Genomic DNA, 15630 nt, shown 5'->3' with positions numbered 1-15630 from the left:
CCGAACGCGCCCGGCTCAGCTCAGGAAGAGGGAGATGGGTATGGCGGCCAGGGTCGTCGCCACGCCGAGCGCGGCGGCCCCGATCAACCGCGGCGGCGGGCCCGACTCGAGCAGGCGCTGCACACGGACGTCCAGGTCCCGGTCGCCCATGCCGAGCGTGCCGGCCGGCGTGATCCGGGTGCCGGCGGCGGCGAAGCGGCGCAGCGCACCCGCCAGGGGCGCCTCGGCGTGCAGCTCACGCGCCTTGTCGTCGGCGCGCATCTCGACCAGCAGCGCGACCCGCTCGTGCGCGTCGTGCACCCACCGGACCCAGGGCAGCGCCCGGCAGAGCGCCGTGAACGGCAGCAGCACGAGGTCGTGCCGCTCCTGGGCGTGCGCCCGCTCATGGGTGAGTACGGCCGCCAGCTCGGCCCGGTCCAGCAGGTCGAGCGTGCCGGCGCTCACCACCACGCGGGGCTTCACCCCGGGCAGGCAGTACGCCGCCGCGCTGGGGTGGTCGAGCACCAGCGCCCCGGGCACGGTCGGGTCCCGGCGGGCCACCAGCGTGAGCAGGTCACGGTGCCGGCGCTGGGCGCGGACGGCGGCGTGCAGGCTGCGTACGGTCGTGGTCAGCAGCACCGCCCCGATGCCGAAGCCGACACCGACCAGCCCCAGATGGATCGCGCCAACCCCGACCGGCAGGGTGCCGTGGCCGAGGTCCGTGGCGAGCGCCCACAGGGCGCTGCCGGTCGGCCGGTCGTACGCCGCCAGACCCAGCGCGATCGGCAGGCCCATCGCGGACAGGCCGACGGCCAGCCCGACCGCCTGCCAGCAGAGGATCGCGACCCGTGGGCTGCGCCACGTCCACCTGGAGCCGGCCAGCACCAGCGCGGTGAGCCAGCAGGCCAGCACCGAGACGCCGAAGTGCACCGCGTAGGCCATGGCCGCCGCCCTACCGGTCCGCCGCCTCGTCGGCCAGGCGCACCCGCCGGGCCGGTTCGGTCGTGGGGTTCTCGACCCGCTGGGTGAGCGGCCCGGCGTCGGCCGCCGGGGTGGCGGTGTCGCTCCCGCCGGCCTCGGCGCCGAGCGCCGCGCGCAGCACGTCGGCCTCGGTGCCGGTGACCGAGCGGGCGAAGCGCACCAGCGCGGCGTCCCGGCTGCCGCCCAGGTCGAGGGCGTCGAGCATGAGCTGGGCGATGTGCGCCTCGCGGCTCGCGGCGGCCCGGTACCGCCAGGCCCGCCCCTCGCGCTCGCGCTGCACCATGCCCTTGCCCGCGAGCCGGTCGAGCACCGTCATCACGGTCGTGTACGCCAGCTCGCGCCCGGCCAGGGCGTCGGCCACCTCGCGCACGGTGACACCGTTCGACGTGGCGGGGACCGAGTCCCACAGCACGTCCATCACCGCACGTTCGAGATCACCAAGCCGAGTCACGCCACAATCCTACCCCGTGTAGTAGAGCAGCCCTCGACGGGACGGATCAAACTCCCTTGGGGTGCCAGACCGTCTTCGTCTCCAGGAGGGTGGTCATCCGGGTGATGCCCGGGTCGGCGGACCAGTCGTGGTCGGCCGGGGCCGGCCGGAGCACCCGCTTGAGGTTCTCCGCAGCCTTGACCTCCAGGTCGGCGGCCAGGTCGGCGTCGGCCACCCCGGTCAGGTCGATGGCGTTGACGTCCATGTGGCTCGCCAGCGTCGGCACCGTCTCGGCGAGGCGACCGGTGAGGATGTTCACCACGCCGCCGGGCAGGTCGGAGGTGGCCAGCACCTCGGCCAGGGTCACCGCCGCGAGCGGCGCCGACGGCGAGGCCGCCGCCACCACCGTGTTGCCGGTGACGATCGCCGGGGCGATCACGCTGACCAGGCCGAGCAGCGCCGGGGACTCCGGGGCCACCACGGCGACCACGCCGGTCGGCTCGGGCGCTGACAGGTTGAAGTACGGGCCGGCGACCGGGTTCGCGCCCCCGTACACCTGTGGGAGCTTGTCGGACCAGCCGGCGTACCAGACCCAGCGGTCGATCGCGGCGTCCACCTCGTCGCCCGGCACGCCGAGGGCGGCGAACTGCTCGCGGCGACCCTCCAGCATCTCGGCGACCCGGTAGAGGATCTGGCCCCGGTTGTACGCGGTCGCCCCGGCCCACCCCTTCACGGCGGCGCGGGCGGCGACCACCGCGTCCCGCGCGTCCTTGCGGGAGGAGAGGGCGACGTTGGCGTCCTGCACGATGTACGACCGTCCCGACTCGCTGCGCGGGAACTTCCCGCCGATGAAGAGCTTGTACGTCTTGCGTACCGCGACCCGCTCAGACATTGAGGTAGCCCTCCAGCCCGTGCCGGCCGCCCTCGCGACCGTAGCCCGACTCCTTGTAGCCGCCGAACGGCGAGGTGGGGTCGAACTTGTTGAACGTGTTGGCCCAGACCACGCCGGCGCGGAGCCGGTCGGCCATCCACAGGATCCGGGAGCCCTTGTCGGTCCAGATCCCGGCCGACAGCCCGTACGGCGTGTTGTTGGCCTTCTCGACGGCCTCGGCCGGGGTGCGGAAGGTCAGCACGGACAGCACCGGGCCGAAGATCTCCTCCCGGGCGATCCGGTGGGCCTGGGTGACCCCGGTGAAGATTGTGGGCGCGAACCAGAAGCCGCGGTCGGGCAGCTCGCACGGCGGTGACCAGCGCTCGGCGCCCTCGGCCGAGCCGGCGTCGGAGAGCTCCTTGATGCGGGCGAGCTGCGCGGCCGAGTTGATCGCACCAATGTCGGTGTTCTTGTCCAGCGGGTCGCCGACCCGCAGCTGGGCCATCCGGCGCTTCAGCGACTCCAGCACCCGGTCGGCGACGGACTCCTGGATCAGCAGCCGGGAGCCGGCGCAGCAGACGTGGCCCTGGTTGAAGAAGATGCCGTTGACGATCCCCTCGACGGCCTGGTCGACCGGGGCGTCGTCGAAGACGATGTTGGCGGCCTTGCCACCCAGCTCCAGGGTGACCTTCTTGCGGGTGCCGGCCACCGCGCGGGCGATGGCCTTGCCCACCTCGGTGGAGCCGGTGAAGGCCACCTTGTCCACGCCGGGGTGCTCGACCAGCGCCCGGCCGGTGTCGCCGGCCCCGGTGACGATGTTGACCACGCCGGCCGGCAGGTCGGCCTGCTGGCAGATCTCGGCGAAGAGCAGCGCGGTGAGCGGGGTGGTCTCGGCGGGCTTGAGCACCACCGTGTTGCCGGCCGCGAGCGCCGGGGCGATCTTCCACGCGAGCATGAGCAGCGGGAAGTTCCACGGGATGACCTGCGCGGCCACGCCGAGCGGCTTCGGGTCCGGGCCGAAGCCGGCGTACGGCAGCTTGTCGGCCCAGCCGGCGTAGTAGAAGAAGTGCGCGGCGACCAGCGGGACGTCGACGTCGCGGGATTCCTTGATCGGCTTGCCGTTGTCCAGCGACTCCAGGACGGCCAGCTCGCGCGAGCGCTCCTGGATGATCCGGGCGATGCGGAACAGGTACTTGGCCCGGTCCCGGCCCGGCATCGGGCCCCAGACCTTCTCGTACGCCGCCCGGGCCGCGCGGACCGCGCGGTCGACGTCGCCGGCGCCGCCCTCGGCGACCTCGGCGAGGACCTCCTCGGAGGCCGGGTTGACCGACTTGAACGTGCCGCCGTCGGTGGGGTCGACGAACTCGCCGTCGATGAAGAGCCCGTACGAGGGCTTGATGTCCACCACCGAGCGCGACTCGGGGGCGGGTGCGTATTCGAACATCGCGCTCAGTCCAGGGTGAAGTAGTCGGGACCGGAGTACACGCCGGTCTTCAGCTTGGTGCGCTGCATCAGCAGGTCGTTGAGGAGGGTGGAGGCGCCGAAGCGGAACCAGTCGGGGTCCAGCCAGTCCGGGCCGACCGTCTCGTTGACCATCACCAGGTACTTGATGGCGTCCTTGCTGGTCCGGATGCCGCCGGCGGGCTTGACGCCGACCTGCCGGCCGGTGGCGGCGCGGAAGTCGCGGACCGCCTCCAGCATCACCAGCGTCACCGGCGGGGTGGCCGCCACCGGAACCTTGCCGGTGGAGGTCTTGACGAAGTCGCCGCCGGCCAGCATCGCCAGCCAGGAGGCGCGGCGCACGTTGTCGTACGTGGCCAGCTCACCGGTCTCCAGGATCACCTTGAGGTGGGCGTCCCCGCAGGCCTCCTTGGTGGCCACGATCTCGTCGTAGACCTCCTTGTAGCGGCCGGCCAGGAACGCGCCCCGGTTGATCACCATGTCGATCTCGTCCGCGCCGGCCTCGACGGCCGCCCGGGTGTCGGCGAGCTTGACCTCCAGGGGCGCCTGACCGGACGGGAAGGCGGTCGCGACGCTGGCCAGGTGCACCCCCGACCCCCGGAGCACCTCGGCCACGTGCGGGACCATCGAGGGGTAGACGCAGACCGCGCCGACGTGCGGGCAGGACGGGTCGGCCGGGTCGGGGCGCAGGGCCTTCGCGGCCAGCGCCCGCACCTTGCCGGGGGTGTCGGCCCCTTCGAGCGTGGTCAGGTCGACCATCCGGATCGCCAGGTCGATCGCCTGGGCCTTGGCCGTGGTCTTGATGGAGCGGGTGCCGAGCTGTGCCGCCCGCTGCTCCGCGCCGACCTGGTCCACGCCGGGCAGGCCGTGCAGGAAGGTCCGCAGAGCGGTCTCGGATCGTCCCAGCTCGGAGAGGTCCGACCGGGCCGACGTCGCTGTCGCCGTCATGACCCGAAGTCTACGCACGTCACCACCGCGTGATCTTGGTCACCGCCGTGCCGGCGGGCGCTCGCGGGTGCCCCGCGCGTCGCGGTGCCGCCCGCTCGATCGGGCCCCGCGCGCCGGGAGCGTGAGCGGGGTCGCCGGTCCGGCCACACCGGCGGTGTGCGTCGCGGCGGGCGGGTAGGTTGAGCGACCGTGGACGTACTCGTCATTGACCACCCGCTCGCCCAGTCGCGGCTGACCGCGATGCGCGACTCCCGGACCGACTCGTCGTCGTTCCGGGCCGCGCTGCACGAACTCACCACCATGCTGGTGTACGAGGCCGCGCGCTCCTTCCCCGTCGAGCGGTACCCGGTGCAGACCCCGGTCACCGCCACCGAGGGCACCCGGCTGGCCAACCCGCCGCTGCTGGTGCCGGTGCTGCGGGCGGGTCTCGGCATGGCCGACGCGGCGCTCGGCCTGCTGCCCGAGTCGTCGATGGGCTTCGTCGGCCTGGCCCGGGACGAGGAGACCTTCGAGCCACGCGCGTACATGGAGTCGCTGCCGCGGGACCTGTCCGGCCTGCCGGTGCTGGTGCTCGACCCGATGCTCGCCACCGGCGGCTCGCTGGAGCACTGCTGCCGGCTGCTCGCCGACCGTGGCTGCACCGACATCACCGTGCTGTGCGTGCTCGCGGCGCCGGCCGGCATCGAGCGCCTGGAGCAGTCGGGTCTCCCGCTGCGCCTGGTGACGGCGTCGATCGACGAGGGCCTCAACGACCGGAAGTTCATCGTCCCCGGCCTCGGCGACGCGGGCGACCGCCAGTTCGGCGGCATGCCCCGCTTCTGAGCACTGCGGCGTCGGGCGCGTCCGGGCGCGCGGGGGTGCGGACAGGCGCTAGCGTTCCTGGCCATGACTGGTGTTGCGCTCGCCGAGGAGTTGCTCCTCCTCGCGTACGACGACGAGACCGGCAAGGCGACCATGCCACGGATCAGCCTCGACCTGGGCATGGCCGCCGCCGTGCTCATCGAGCTGGCCCTGGCCGGGCGGATCGCGTACGCCGACGGGAACCTCGCGGTGGTCGACCCGACGCCGACCGGCGAGCCGGTCGCCGACCAGGTGCTCGCCAAGATCGCCGCGGACACCCCGCATTCCCCCTCGTCCTGGGTGCAACGGCTGAGGCACGGCCTGCGCGACCGGATCCTCGGTGACCTGTGCCGCCAGGGCGTCGTCCGCGACGTCGACGAGACCGAGCTGGGCTTCATCCACGTGCACCGCTACCCGGTGGTCGACCCGAGTGTCGAGGCGGACACCCGTCGCCGGCTCGCGGAGGCGCTGACCGGTTCCGCGGCCCCCGACGAGCGGACCGCCGCGTTGGCCACGCTGGTGGCGGTGCTCCGGATGGAGCCGGCGCTCGGGGTCGACGGCGGGACCGCCGCCGACGCCCGCCGCCGGTTGACGGAGATCGCCAGCGGCGCCGGGTTCTCCGGCGACGTGAGTCTCGAGGACTCGGTGGTCCGCCCGTCCGTGGCGCTGGTCGTCACCGCCCTCGGCCACGCCGTCGACGCCGCCCTCGGCCCCCGCCGCTGACGTGTCTGTTAACAAGGGCCCCTTCCTCTACCGGGCAGGCGTAAAGAAGGGGTCCTTCCTCACACCCTCAGCGCGGCGGCCACCTCGGTGCGCAGCGTCGCGACGGCGGCCGCCGCGCGGGTCCGGGCCGCGGCGACGTCGCCGTCCGCGACCGGCTCCACCACCTCCAGGTACGCCTTGAGCTTCGGCTCCGTCCCGGAGGGGCGGATCACCACGCGGGCGGCGGCACTGCGCAGGATCACGACGTCCGCCTCGGGCAGCAGGTCCCGGGACTCGGTGACCGGCTGGCCGAGCAGGGTGTCCGGGGTGGCGGCCCGGATCCGGGCCATCGCGTCGGCGATCACCCGCAGGTCGTCGATGCGTACCGACAGCTGGTCGGTGTGGTGCACCCCGAACTCGGCGGCCAGCTCGTCCAGCCGGTCGCTGAGCGTCCGGCCCTGCGCCTTCAGGCCGGCGGCCAGCTCCGCCACGGTCAGCGCGGCGGTGATGCCGTCCTTGTCGCGCACCATGTCCGGCGCCACGCAGTAGCCGAGCGCCTCCTCGTAGCCGAAGACCAGCGGCGCGGACCCGCCACCGGCGCGCACGATCCACTTGAACCCGGTCAGCGTCTCGTCGTACGGCAGGCTCCGGGCGGTGCACATCGCGCGCAGCAGCGACGACGACACGATGGTGGTGCCGTAGAGGCCGGTGACGCCACGCCGCATCAGGTGGTCGGCGAGGAGCACGCCCACCTCGTCACCGCGCAGCATCCGCCAGCCCGGCGCGCCGCCGCCCGTCGCCGGGCCGGCCACCTCGCCGCGGGCGCTCGCCGCCGGGTCGGTCTCCCGGACCACCACCGCGCAGCGGTCCGCGTCCGGGTCGTTGGCGATGGCGATGTCGGCACCGGTCGACTCGGCCAGGGCGGTTAGCCGGTCGACCGCACCGGGCTCCTCCGGGTTCGGGAACGAGACGGTGGGGAACGCCGGGTCCGGCTCGGCCTGGTCGGGCACCACGCCGGGCACGGCGAAACCGGCCCGCGCGAACGCCGCCGTGAGCACCGCCGCACCGACCCCGTGCAGCGGCGTGTACGCCACCGCCAGGTCCCGGGGCCCGTCCGGTGCCACGACCTCGGCGGCCCGCTCGACGTACGACGTCACCAGGTCGTCGCCGAGCACCTGTCCCGGCGGGCCCAGCGGGACCTCGGCCAGCGGGCCGACCGCCCGGATGGCCGCCTCGATGCCGGCGTCCGCCGGTGGCACGATCTGCGCCCCGGCGCCGAGCTCACCGCCCAGTTCCGCCCCGAGGTAGACCTTGTAGCCGTTGTCCTGCGGCGGGTTGTGGCTGGCCGTCACCATCACCCCGGCGACCCCGCCGAGCCGGCGCACCGCGTACGCGAGGACCGGCGTGGGCAGCGGCCGGGGGAGCAGCAGCGCCGGCCGGCCCGCGCCGGTGGCGACCTGGGCGGTCCGTTCGGCGAAGGCGCGGGAGCCGTGCCGGGCGTCGTACCCGATCACCAGCGGGCCGGACCCGCCCTGGGCCGCGAGCCAGGCGACCAGCCCGGCGGCGGCCTGGGTGACCACGGCGAGGTTCATCCCGTTGGGGCCGGCGCGCAGCGGGCCGCGCAGGCCCGCGGTGCCGAAGGTCAGCGGGCCGGCGAAGCGGTCGGTCAGCTCCGCGGCGCTGGCCGGCAGCCGGTCCAGCACCGCCTGCAGCTCCGCGCGGCTGGCCGGGTCCGGGTCGTCGTCGAGCCAGCGCCGGGCTTGCTCGCGAATGTCGTCGATGTCAGTGGTGTCCGCCGGCATGCCTCTTGATAGCACGCCGACGGATCATCACGTGGGCTCGCCCTCGGCTCACCCGGCGTCGGTGAGCTGGAACGAGTTCGCCATCGCCTCGAAGATCGGCCGGCTCTCCTCGAACTTCGCGTCCGTCGAGGTGAGGTAGAACGAGTACGCCTTGCCGTCGTGCACCACGCCGCGCCACTTGCCGTGCCGCTTGGCGTCGCCCTCGCCGCAGGTGTACTCGAATTCCGCCGCCGGCCGGCCGGCCCAGTCGACCTCGTTCATGGCGATCTGGGCGTACGGCTTGGTGCAGGACTTCGAGCGGGTACGCAGCCCCTCCTCCGCGACCTCCGCCCAGCGGACCGAGGTGGTGGAGAACTTCTCCACCAGGATCCGCACCTTGCGACCGTCGTCCTCCGGATCCACGTAGTCCACCCAGTCACCGGCGCTCTTGCGCTGCCAGCCCTGCGGCACCATGACCCGGACGCCCTTGGCGGAGTGCTCCTTCATCTCAGGCACGCCGGCCGCCGGGGCCGCCGAGGTAGGTGCCGCCTGCGGAGTGCCCGGCGGCGGGTCGTCGCCGCCGGACAGGGCGATGACGCCGAGCAGGAGCACCACGGCGAGCCCACCGGCGGCGGCCAGCTGGATCTTGCGCGGCCAGCCCTTGACCCGGCTGACGAGCTGGTCACCGGTGCCGCTCGCCCGGCCGAGGAAGCCACCGCCGGCCGGGGCGGGCGGCGGCGCCCACGCCTGGCCGGTGCCGGGTACCGACCACTGGGCGCCGCCGAGCTGCTGGGTGGCGTGAGCCGGGCCGCCGTAGCCGCCGGCGGCGATGTGCTGGGTGGCGTCGGGCGGGCCGCCGTAGCCGCCGGCGGCGATGTGCTGGGTGGCGTCGGGCGGGCCGCCGTAGCCGCCGGCGGCGATGTGCTGGGTGGCGTCGGGCGGGCCGCCGGAGCCGCCGACCCGCTGGGTGGTGTCAGCGCCGTAGGTCCGGCTGGGGGCGGGCATCGCGCCGGTCGGCGTGTGCAGCGGCCCGGCGAGCGCGTCCGCGCTGGTGTCGTCCATCGCGGCGGCATTGCCGGCGGACGCCGCCGGGTGCCCGCCCCGGCGCAGCGCCGCCAGCCGGTCGGTGAGCGACTCGCCCGGCGCGAGCATCGCCCGCCCGCCGATCTGGCCGCTCGGCTTCGGCTGCTCCGGCTGGACGGCCGGCGCGGGCGGCAATGGCCGCTGCTGGACCGGCACCACCGAGTACGGGTCGGTCACCGAGTTGACCGCGGCGGCGGTGCTGGTCAGCGGGCCGGCGAGCAGCTCGCGCAGCATGGCCCGGGCGGAGTGCACGTCCAACCGGCGGGCCGGGTCCTTCTCCAGCAGGCCCATCAGCACGGGGACCAGCGGCCCGCTGCGCTGCGGCGGGGCGGGCGGGTCCTCGACGACGGCGTGCATCGTCTCGATCGGGTCGCCCTTGTCGAACGGCGGCCGCCCCTCGACCGCCGTGTAGAGCGTCACACCGAGGGAGAACAGGTCGCTGGGCGGCCCGAAATCCTGGCCCATGGCCCGCTCGGGCGAGATGAAGTGCGGTGAGCCGAGCACCATGCCGGGCGTGGTGAGCTGCACGTCGGTGGGCATCCGGGCCACGCCGAAGTCGGTCAGCACGCAGCGGCCGTCGGAGCAGATCAGCACGTTGGCCGGCTTGACGTCGCGGTGCAGCACGCCGATCGCGTGCGCCACCTCCAGCGCGCCGAGCAGCGCGATGCCGATCTTCGCGACGACCCGCTGGGCGACCGGCCCGTCCTCGATCACCATGTCCGCGAGGCTGCGCGCGTCGAGCAGCTCCATCACGATCCACGGCCGGCCGCCCTCGGTGACCACGTCGTACACCTGGACCACGGCCGGGTGCTGGATCGCGGCGGCGGCGCGCGCCTCCCGCAGGGTGCGCTCGTACATGGCGTCACGGTCGCTGGGGGCCAGCCCCGGGGGCAGGACGACCTCCTTGACGGCGACGTCCCGGCGCAGCAGCGTGTCTGTCGCACGCCAGACCGTTCCCATGCCGCCGTTGCCCACCGTCGAGCGCAACGAATAGCGCCCGCCGATGGTGGTGCCGGATGTCGCGCGGCCGCTCGGGGGACTGACTGGTCCGCCGCTCCACGTCGGGATCTGAGTCACTGAAGAGCCACCGGGGATATCGAGGGGGCTGGGACACAACCCCCCTATCTTGCTGGGTCGGGGGCCCGATGCGAAAGCCGACGCGGCGGACGTTTGGTGAACTCGACGGTACGTGCCCGATCGTTCACCTCTCGGCGACAGTCCCGGACGGAGTGTGCGGAATCCCTCACCCGGCTTCCGGCCAGCTCGTCCTACCATCCGGTGATGAGCGAACGGCGGTCAAGCGAGTCGGGTTTCCCGATCAAGGGCGTCTACACGGCGGCGGACCTCCCCGAGGACCTGGACTCCCGGCTGGGCGGCCCCGGCGAGTATCCGTACACCCGCGGGGTCTACCCCACCATGTACACGTCGCGTCCCTGGACGATGCGCCAGTACGCGGGCTTCGGCACCGCCACCGAGTCCAACGCGCGCTACCACCAGCTGCTGCGGGCCGGCACGATGGGCCTGTCCGTCGCCTTCGACCTGCCGACGCAGATGGGGTACGACTCGGACGACCCGATCGCGCACGGTGAGGTCGGCAAGGTCGGTGTCGCCATCGACTCCATCGAGGACATGCGGCTGCTCTTCGACGGCATCCCGCTGGACAAGGTCTCCACCTCGATGACGATCAACGCCCCCGGCTCGGTACTGCTCCTGCTCTACCAGCTGGTCGCCGAGGAGAACGGCGTGCCCGGCTCGGCGCTGAACGGCACGATCCAGAACGACATCCTCAAGGAGTACATCGCCCGGGGCACGTACATCTTCCCGCCGAAGCCCTCCCTGCGCCTGGTCGCGGACACCTTCGCGTACTGCCGCAAGGAGGTGCCGAAGTGGAACACCATCTCCATCTCCGGCTACCACATGGCCGAGGCCGGCGCGTCGCCCGTGCAGGAGATCGCGTTCACTCTGGCCAACGGCGTCGAGTACGTGCGCGCCGCGGTGGCCGCCGGGCTCGCCGTCGACGACTTCGCCCCCCGGCTGTCGTTCTTCTTCGTCGCCCGCACGACGCTGCTGGAGGAGGTGGCGAAGTTCCGCGCCGCCCGGCGGATCTGGGCCCGGCTCATGCGGGACGAGTTCGGCGCGAAGGACCCGAAGTCGATGATGCTGCGGTTCCACACCCAGACCGCGGGGGTGCAGCTCACCGCCCAGCAGCCGGAGGTCAACCTGGTCCGGGTGGCCGTGCAGGGGCTCGGCGCGGTGCTCGGCGGCACCCAGTCGCTGCACACCAACAGCTTCGACGAGGCGATCGCGCTGCCGACCGAGAAGGCCGCCCGGCTCGCGCTGCGGACCCAGCAGGTGCTCGCGTACGAGACGGATCTGACCGCCACCGTCGACCCGTTCGCCGGGTCGTACGTGGTGGAGGCGATGACCGCCGAGATCGAGGCCGCGGCCGACGCGCTGATGCAGCGGGTCTTCGAGCACGGGTCGGCGGTCGACGCCATCGAGGCCGGCTTCCAGAAGCGCGAGATCGAGCAGTCCGCGTACCGGATCGCGCAGGAGATCGATTCCGGCGAGCGGGTCGTGGTGGGCCTCAACCGGTTCGCGATCGACGAGGAGGAGCCGTACGAGCCGCTCCGCGTCGACCCGGCGATCGAGGCGGCCCAGGCGGAGCGGCTGGCGAAGCTCCGTGCGGAGCGGGACAACGCCGCCGTCGAGCGGGCCCTGGCCGAGCTGCGTGCCGCCGCCGAGGGCGGTGACAACGTGCTCTACCCGATGAAGGAGGCGCTGCGAACGCGCGCCACGGTGGGGGAGGTCTGCGGCACGCTGCGCGAGGTGTGGGGGCTGTACCGGCCGTCCGACCGCTTCTGACGGCGCGCCTCGCGCGCTCGTCGAGATTCCGTCGAGGCGCCACCCGGAGACTGGTCCGGGTGGCGCCTCGACTTGTCGTACGGGCGTTTGCGCAGGTCGGCGGGGGTGTGATCGACGGCGTACAGTTGTCGCCAGTTCCCCGCCGCCGATCGGCGGCGCAGACGCGGAGAGGGGCCCGCGCGACGACGCCGGCGCCCGCTCCCGCCCCGGGGCGGCGCGGCCCACCGGTCGCGGCGTGTGCCGGAGACTTTTTCCGGGTAACCCGGCCGGGTGATCGGGGACGCACACCGTGTGCGGTCGGTTACGGCCCGACCGTGTGAACGTCTGCGGGGCCTCGTCGCCGAGCGTGGTCGGGTAATTGTCGGAGTGTCAGTTAACAGATCCGACTAATGCCACAATTCGGAAAGACGGCTCGGGGCCGATGACGATTTCGTGACCCGCGAATCGGTTACGCGTTGTAGGAGGTGTGGGGCAGATGACGGCGTTCGACCGCGATCTACCTGCTGTCCCGCTGATATACGAGCGCCCCGAGCAGGGCGTTCGTGACGCAGCGCGCTCCGACCGCTACCGGAACGAGGTTGCGCAGCGTCACCGCCGGAGGTCTAGGCTGTCTGCTGTTCCCGAAGATCCATCCATTTCTAGTGATCGAGAATTCGACGTGACGAGTGCGTTGACGCTGCCGACCGGCAGCCAGCTGGCGTCGTCCTGGACGGAGGCGCCGACCGGGGCCCTGCCCCTGCCCTTCGAGCTGGACCACCTGCTCGCCCTCCGGGTACCCGGTCTGATCGCGACCCGCCGTCACATCCACTCGCACCCGGAACTCTCCGGCGAGGAGTTCGAGACCGCCGCCCTGATCGCCCGCGAGCTGTCCCTCGCCGGGCTGCGTCCGCGGCTGCTGCCCAAGGGCAACGGCGTCATCTGCGACATCGACGGCCGCCCGGACGGTCCGGTGATCGCGCTCCGCGCCGACATCGACGCGCTTCCGCTGACCGACCCCAAGGACGTGCCGTACCGGTCCACGGTCGACGGGGTCTGCCACGCCTGCGGCCACGACGTGCACACCACGATCCTGCTCGGTGTGGGCATGCTCCTCGCCCAGCTCGCCGACCACGGCGCGCTGCCCGGCCGGGTGCGGCTGATCTTCCAGCCGGCCGAGGAGATCCTGCCCTGCGGCTCGCTCGAGGTCATCGAGGCCGGTGGCCTCGACGACGTGGCGCAGATCTTCGCGCTGCACTGCGACCCGAACCTGCCGGTGGGCAAGGTCGGCCTGCGGGTCGGGCCGATCACCGCGGCCGCCGACAACGTGACCGTCCGCCTCACCGGTCCGGGCGGGCACACCGCCCGGCCGCACCTCACCGTCGACCTGGTGGACGCGCTGGGCCGGCTCATCACCGAGGTCCCCGCCCTGGTCGCCCGCCGGGTGCCGGCCAACAGCGGACTGCTGCTGGTGTTCGGCCACGCCTCGGCCGGCACCCGGTACAACGTCATCCCGTCGGAGGCCTGCGCGGCCGGCACGCTGCGCGTGATGGACCGGGACACGTGGGAACTGGCCCCGAAGGTCGTCGCTCAGGTCGTGCGGGACGTGATCGCGCCGACCGGGGCGACGGTGGACCTGGAGTACCTGCGCGGCCGGCCACCGGTCAGCAACGACTCGCGGGCCATCCAGATCCTCACCGCCGCCACCGCCGCCGCGCTCGGGCCGGAGGGCATCGCCGAGACCCCGCAGAGCATGGGCGGCGAGGACTTCTCCTGGTACCTGGAGTACGTCCCCGGTGCCCTCGCCCGCCTCGGCGTCGGCCGCTCCGGTCCGAACGTCGACCTGCACCGCGCATCCTTCGACGTGGACGAGCGGGCCATCCCGGCCGGTGTCCGGGTCATGGTGCAGACCGCGCTCCGGGCACTGGCGGCGGCGAGCTGACCCCGGCCGGGCTCCCGGCCGCCGGTGTCGCGGTCGCGGCGGCCGGGGCCGCGGGCGCCGGTGCCGGCGGCGCGGCGACCAGGGCCGGCCGCGGCCGGCGTCGGCGCAGCAGCCACACGAGCAGCCCCACCGGTACGCCCAGCGTCACCAGCCACGGAAGCAGCGCCCCGAGGACGGTCAGCAGCACGGTCAGCGAGGCCAGGAAGACCTTCCACCCGGCGTCGAGCCCGACCAGGAAGCCCACCCGCTCCTCCTCCTCGACCGGGCGGGCCTCCGGCCCGACCAGCGACACCGTGATCGTGGAGAGCGCGGTGAGATCGGCGAGCCGGCGCTTCTTCGCCTCGAGCGAGGCCAGGTCGGCCTCGCGGCGGGCCAGCTCGTTCTCCAGCGACACCAGGTCCGTGATCGAGGTGGCCCGGGCGAGCAGTCGCCGGCCGTTCTCCACCCGGGCTCGCTGGGTGGCGATCCGGGCGTCCAGGTCGACCGTCTCCTCGGTCACGTCCTCGGTGCTGATCTCCTGCCGTTGCCGCGTGCCCAGCTTGGCGATCTCGTCCACCACGGTGGTGAACTTCGCGGCCGGCACCCGCAGCGTCAGCTCGGCGGTGGCGTCCCCGTCGGCGCTGCGCCGCTGGTCGCCGCCGACGAAACCACCGGCCGTCGTGGTCAGCGCGATCGCGTCCCGGGCGGCCCGGTCCACGTCCTGCACCTGTACGCGCATCGAACCGGTGTAGATGATGGCGCGCTGGTCGACCCGCAGGTCCGCCGGTGCGCCGCCCTCCGCCTTCCCCGGCCGCCCGGCCCCGGCCTGCGCGTCGGCGGCCGCCGGCCCGCCCCGGTCCGCGCCGCCCTCCACGCCGGTGGCCGGCTGCTCCGCCGCCGTGCTGTCGTTCCCGCCGCTCCCACCACCGCATCCACCGGCGGCGAGCACCGCCACCAGCGCCGCCGCGAGCACCACACCCCGCCGGCGTGGTCCGATTCCGCCCATCCCCGCTCCGATCCTCGGTGACCGGCCTCCGGGCCGGCCCGTGCCAGTCTGTGGCCCCGTGACCGGGGCGATCGGTCAGACGGGACGCGGTGCCGCGTCCGTTCCGGCAGACTGCGCTGAGGACGTCACGATTCGATAATCGAGGAGTCACGAATGCGGCTGACCAAGTACGGCCACTCCTGTGTACGCGTCGAGCACGACGGCGGAGTCCTGGTCGTCGACCCGGGGGTCTTCAGCGAGCGGGCCGCGCTGGACGGGGCGGACGCCGTACTGATCACCCACGAGCACCCCGACCACGTCGACGTGGCGGCCCTGACCGAGCAGCACGACCGCCGCCCGTTCGCCCTGTACGGCCCGGCCTCGCTCGCCGCCACACTGGACGGCATCGCCGACGTGCTCACGCCGGTCGAGGCGGGTGCCCGGTTCACCGCGGCCGGCGTCGCGGTCCGCACGTACGGCGGGCAGCACGCCGTGATCCACCCCGACATCCCGGTGGTGGAGAACCTGGCGTACCTGATCGACGAGCGGGTCTACCACCCCGGTGACTCCCTCGTCGTCCCCGACGACGTCGAGGTGGACACGCTCTTCCTGCCGATCCACGCCCCGTGGACCAAGTTCTCCGAATCGCTGGACTTCCTCCGGGCGGTGGCGCCGCGGCGGGCGTACGCGCTGCACGACGGGCTGCTCAACGACAACGGGTTGACCGTGCTGAACAACAACTTCACCCGACTCTCCGACGTGGACTACCGGCGGCTCGAACCGGGCACCCGGGTCGACGCCTGAGCG

Annotated in this window: 13 protein-coding genes; 5 read left to right on the top strand and 8 right to left on the bottom strand. The window is 73.4% G+C overall.

Features of this window, described 5'->3' with window-relative positions; genetic code table 11:
- Window positions 1-15 precede the first annotated feature (15 nt).
- From HCJ94_RS12375 to deoC, 5 genes are read right to left on the bottom strand one after another with little or no spacing between them, the layout of a single operon-like run.
- Window positions 16-921, bottom strand: coding sequence for a M56 family metallopeptidase (locus HCJ94_RS12375; protein ID WP_168001148.1), 906 nt, complete (start codon window positions 919-921; stop codon window positions 16-18).
- Window positions 922-931: 10 nt separating this feature from the next.
- The gene (locus HCJ94_RS12370) at window positions 932-1411 is read right to left on the bottom strand and encodes a BlaI/MecI/CopY family transcriptional regulator (protein ID WP_168001147.1); all 480 of its coding nucleotides are present in this window, start codon (window positions 1409-1411) and stop codon (window positions 932-934) included.
- A gap of 46 nt (window positions 1412-1457) precedes the next feature.
- Window positions 1458-2282 carry an aldehyde dehydrogenase family protein gene (locus tag HCJ94_RS12365; protein WP_168001146.1) on the bottom strand — a complete coding sequence of 275 codons (825 nt, stop codon included), beginning with the start codon at window positions 2280-2282 and terminating at the stop codon, window positions 1458-1460.
- The gene (locus HCJ94_RS12360; RefSeq protein ID WP_168001145.1) at window positions 2275-3705 is read right to left on the bottom strand and encodes an aldehyde dehydrogenase family protein; all 1431 of its coding nucleotides are present in this window, start codon (window positions 3703-3705) and stop codon (window positions 2275-2277) included. Before HCJ94_RS12360 ends, HCJ94_RS12365 begins: the two co-directional genes overlap by 8 nt.
- A gap of 5 nt (window positions 3706-3710) precedes the next feature.
- Entirely contained in the window at window positions 3711-4670 is a 960-nt protein-coding gene (gene deoC, locus HCJ94_RS12355; RefSeq protein WP_168001144.1) for a deoxyribose-phosphate aldolase, read from the bottom strand.
- Window positions 4671-4859: 189 nt separating this feature from the next.
- Here deoC and upp point away from each other — a divergent pair, with 189 nt between their 5' ends.
- Window positions 4860-5492, top strand: a complete 633-nt coding sequence (upp, locus tag HCJ94_RS12350) for a uracil phosphoribosyltransferase (protein WP_168001143.1) — start codon at window positions 4860-4862, stop codon at window positions 5490-5492.
- Between the two features lie 63 nt (window positions 5493-5555).
- On the top strand, window positions 5556-6233 hold the full coding sequence (locus tag HCJ94_RS12345; protein WP_168001142.1) for a GOLPH3/VPS74 family protein: 678 nt from the start codon (window positions 5556-5558) through the stop codon (window positions 6231-6233).
- 59 nt (window positions 6234-6292) lie between these two features.
- On the opposite strand, the gene HCJ94_RS12340 is transcribed toward HCJ94_RS12345, so the two are convergent.
- Window positions 6293-8014: a phospho-sugar mutase gene (locus tag HCJ94_RS12340; RefSeq protein ID WP_168001141.1), complete on the bottom strand. Its 1722-nt coding sequence runs from the start codon at window positions 8012-8014 to the stop codon at window positions 6293-6295.
- A gap of 48 nt (window positions 8015-8062) precedes the next feature.
- Window positions 8063-10153 (bottom strand): serine/threonine-protein kinase, encoded by a 2091-nt coding sequence (locus tag HCJ94_RS12335; RefSeq protein WP_168001140.1) that lies wholly within the window; start codon window positions 10151-10153, stop codon window positions 8063-8065.
- Window positions 10154-10357: 204 nt separating this feature from the next.
- Between HCJ94_RS12335 and HCJ94_RS12330 the strand changes: the two genes are divergently transcribed.
- Both HCJ94_RS12330 and HCJ94_RS12325 read left to right on the top strand, forming a co-directional pair.
- Window positions 10358-11941 carry an acyl-CoA mutase large subunit family protein gene (locus tag HCJ94_RS12330; protein WP_168001139.1) on the top strand — a complete coding sequence of 528 codons (1584 nt, stop codon included), beginning with the start codon at window positions 10358-10360 and terminating at the stop codon, window positions 11939-11941.
- Window positions 11942-12599: 658 nt separating this feature from the next.
- Complete coding sequence (locus HCJ94_RS12325; protein WP_168001138.1) at window positions 12600-13859, top strand: amidohydrolase; 1260 nt, start codon at window positions 12600-12602, stop codon at window positions 13857-13859.
- Here HCJ94_RS12325 and HCJ94_RS12320 read toward each other — a convergent pair.
- Window positions 13816-14844: a DUF4349 domain-containing protein gene (locus HCJ94_RS12320; protein ID WP_168001137.1), complete on the bottom strand. Its 1029-nt coding sequence runs from the start codon at window positions 14842-14844 to the stop codon at window positions 13816-13818. The genes HCJ94_RS12325 and HCJ94_RS12320 overlap by 44 nt on opposite strands.
- 153 nt (window positions 14845-14997) lie before the next feature.
- Here HCJ94_RS12320 and HCJ94_RS12315 point away from each other — a divergent pair, with 153 nt between their 5' ends.
- Complete coding sequence (locus HCJ94_RS12315) at window positions 14998-15627, top strand: MBL fold metallo-hydrolase (RefSeq protein WP_168001136.1); 630 nt, start codon at window positions 14998-15000, stop codon at window positions 15625-15627.
- The last annotated feature ends 3 nt before the right edge of the window (window positions 15628-15630 follow it).

The organism is Micromonospora thermarum, from assembly GCF_012034245.1.
Lineage (GTDB): Bacteria > Actinomycetota > Actinomycetes > Mycobacteriales > Micromonosporaceae > Micromonospora > Micromonospora thermarum.
The sequence above is the reverse complement of the archived record's forward strand: the minus strand, read 5'-3'. Positions and strand labels throughout refer to the sequence as shown.

Bases quoted from the DNA above. Each gene is read 5' to 3' on its own strand.
- HCJ94_RS12375 (WP_168001148.1), bottom strand. From the start codon at position 921: ATGGCCTACGCGGTGCACTTCGGCGTCTCGGTGCTGGCCTGCTGGCTC.
- HCJ94_RS12365 (WP_168001146.1), bottom strand. From the start codon at position 2,282: ATGTCTGAGCGGGTCGCGGTACGCAAGACGTACAAGCTCTTCATCGGC.
- HCJ94_RS12360 (WP_168001145.1), bottom strand. From the start codon at position 3,705: ATGTTCGAATACGCACCCGCCCCCGAGTCGCGCTCGGTGGTGGACATC.
- deoC (WP_168001144.1), bottom strand. From the start codon at position 4,670: ATGACGGCGACAGCGACGTCGGCCCGGTCGGACCTCTCCGAGCTGGGA.
- HCJ94_RS12345 (WP_168001142.1), top strand. From the start codon at position 5,556: ATGACTGGTGTTGCGCTCGCCGAGGAGTTGCTCCTCCTCGCGTACGAC.
- HCJ94_RS12340 (WP_168001141.1), bottom strand. From the start codon at position 8,014: ATGCCGGCGGACACCACTGACATCGACGACATTCGCGAGCAAGCCCGG.
- HCJ94_RS12330 (WP_168001139.1), top strand. From the start codon at position 10,358: ATGAGCGAACGGCGGTCAAGCGAGTCGGGTTTCCCGATCAAGGGCGTC.
- HCJ94_RS12320 (WP_168001137.1), bottom strand. From the start codon at position 14,844: ATGGGCGGAATCGGACCACGCCGGCGGGGTGTGGTGCTCGCGGCGGCG.
- HCJ94_RS12315 (WP_168001136.1), top strand. From the start codon at position 14,998: ATGCGGCTGACCAAGTACGGCCACTCCTGTGTACGCGTCGAGCACGAC.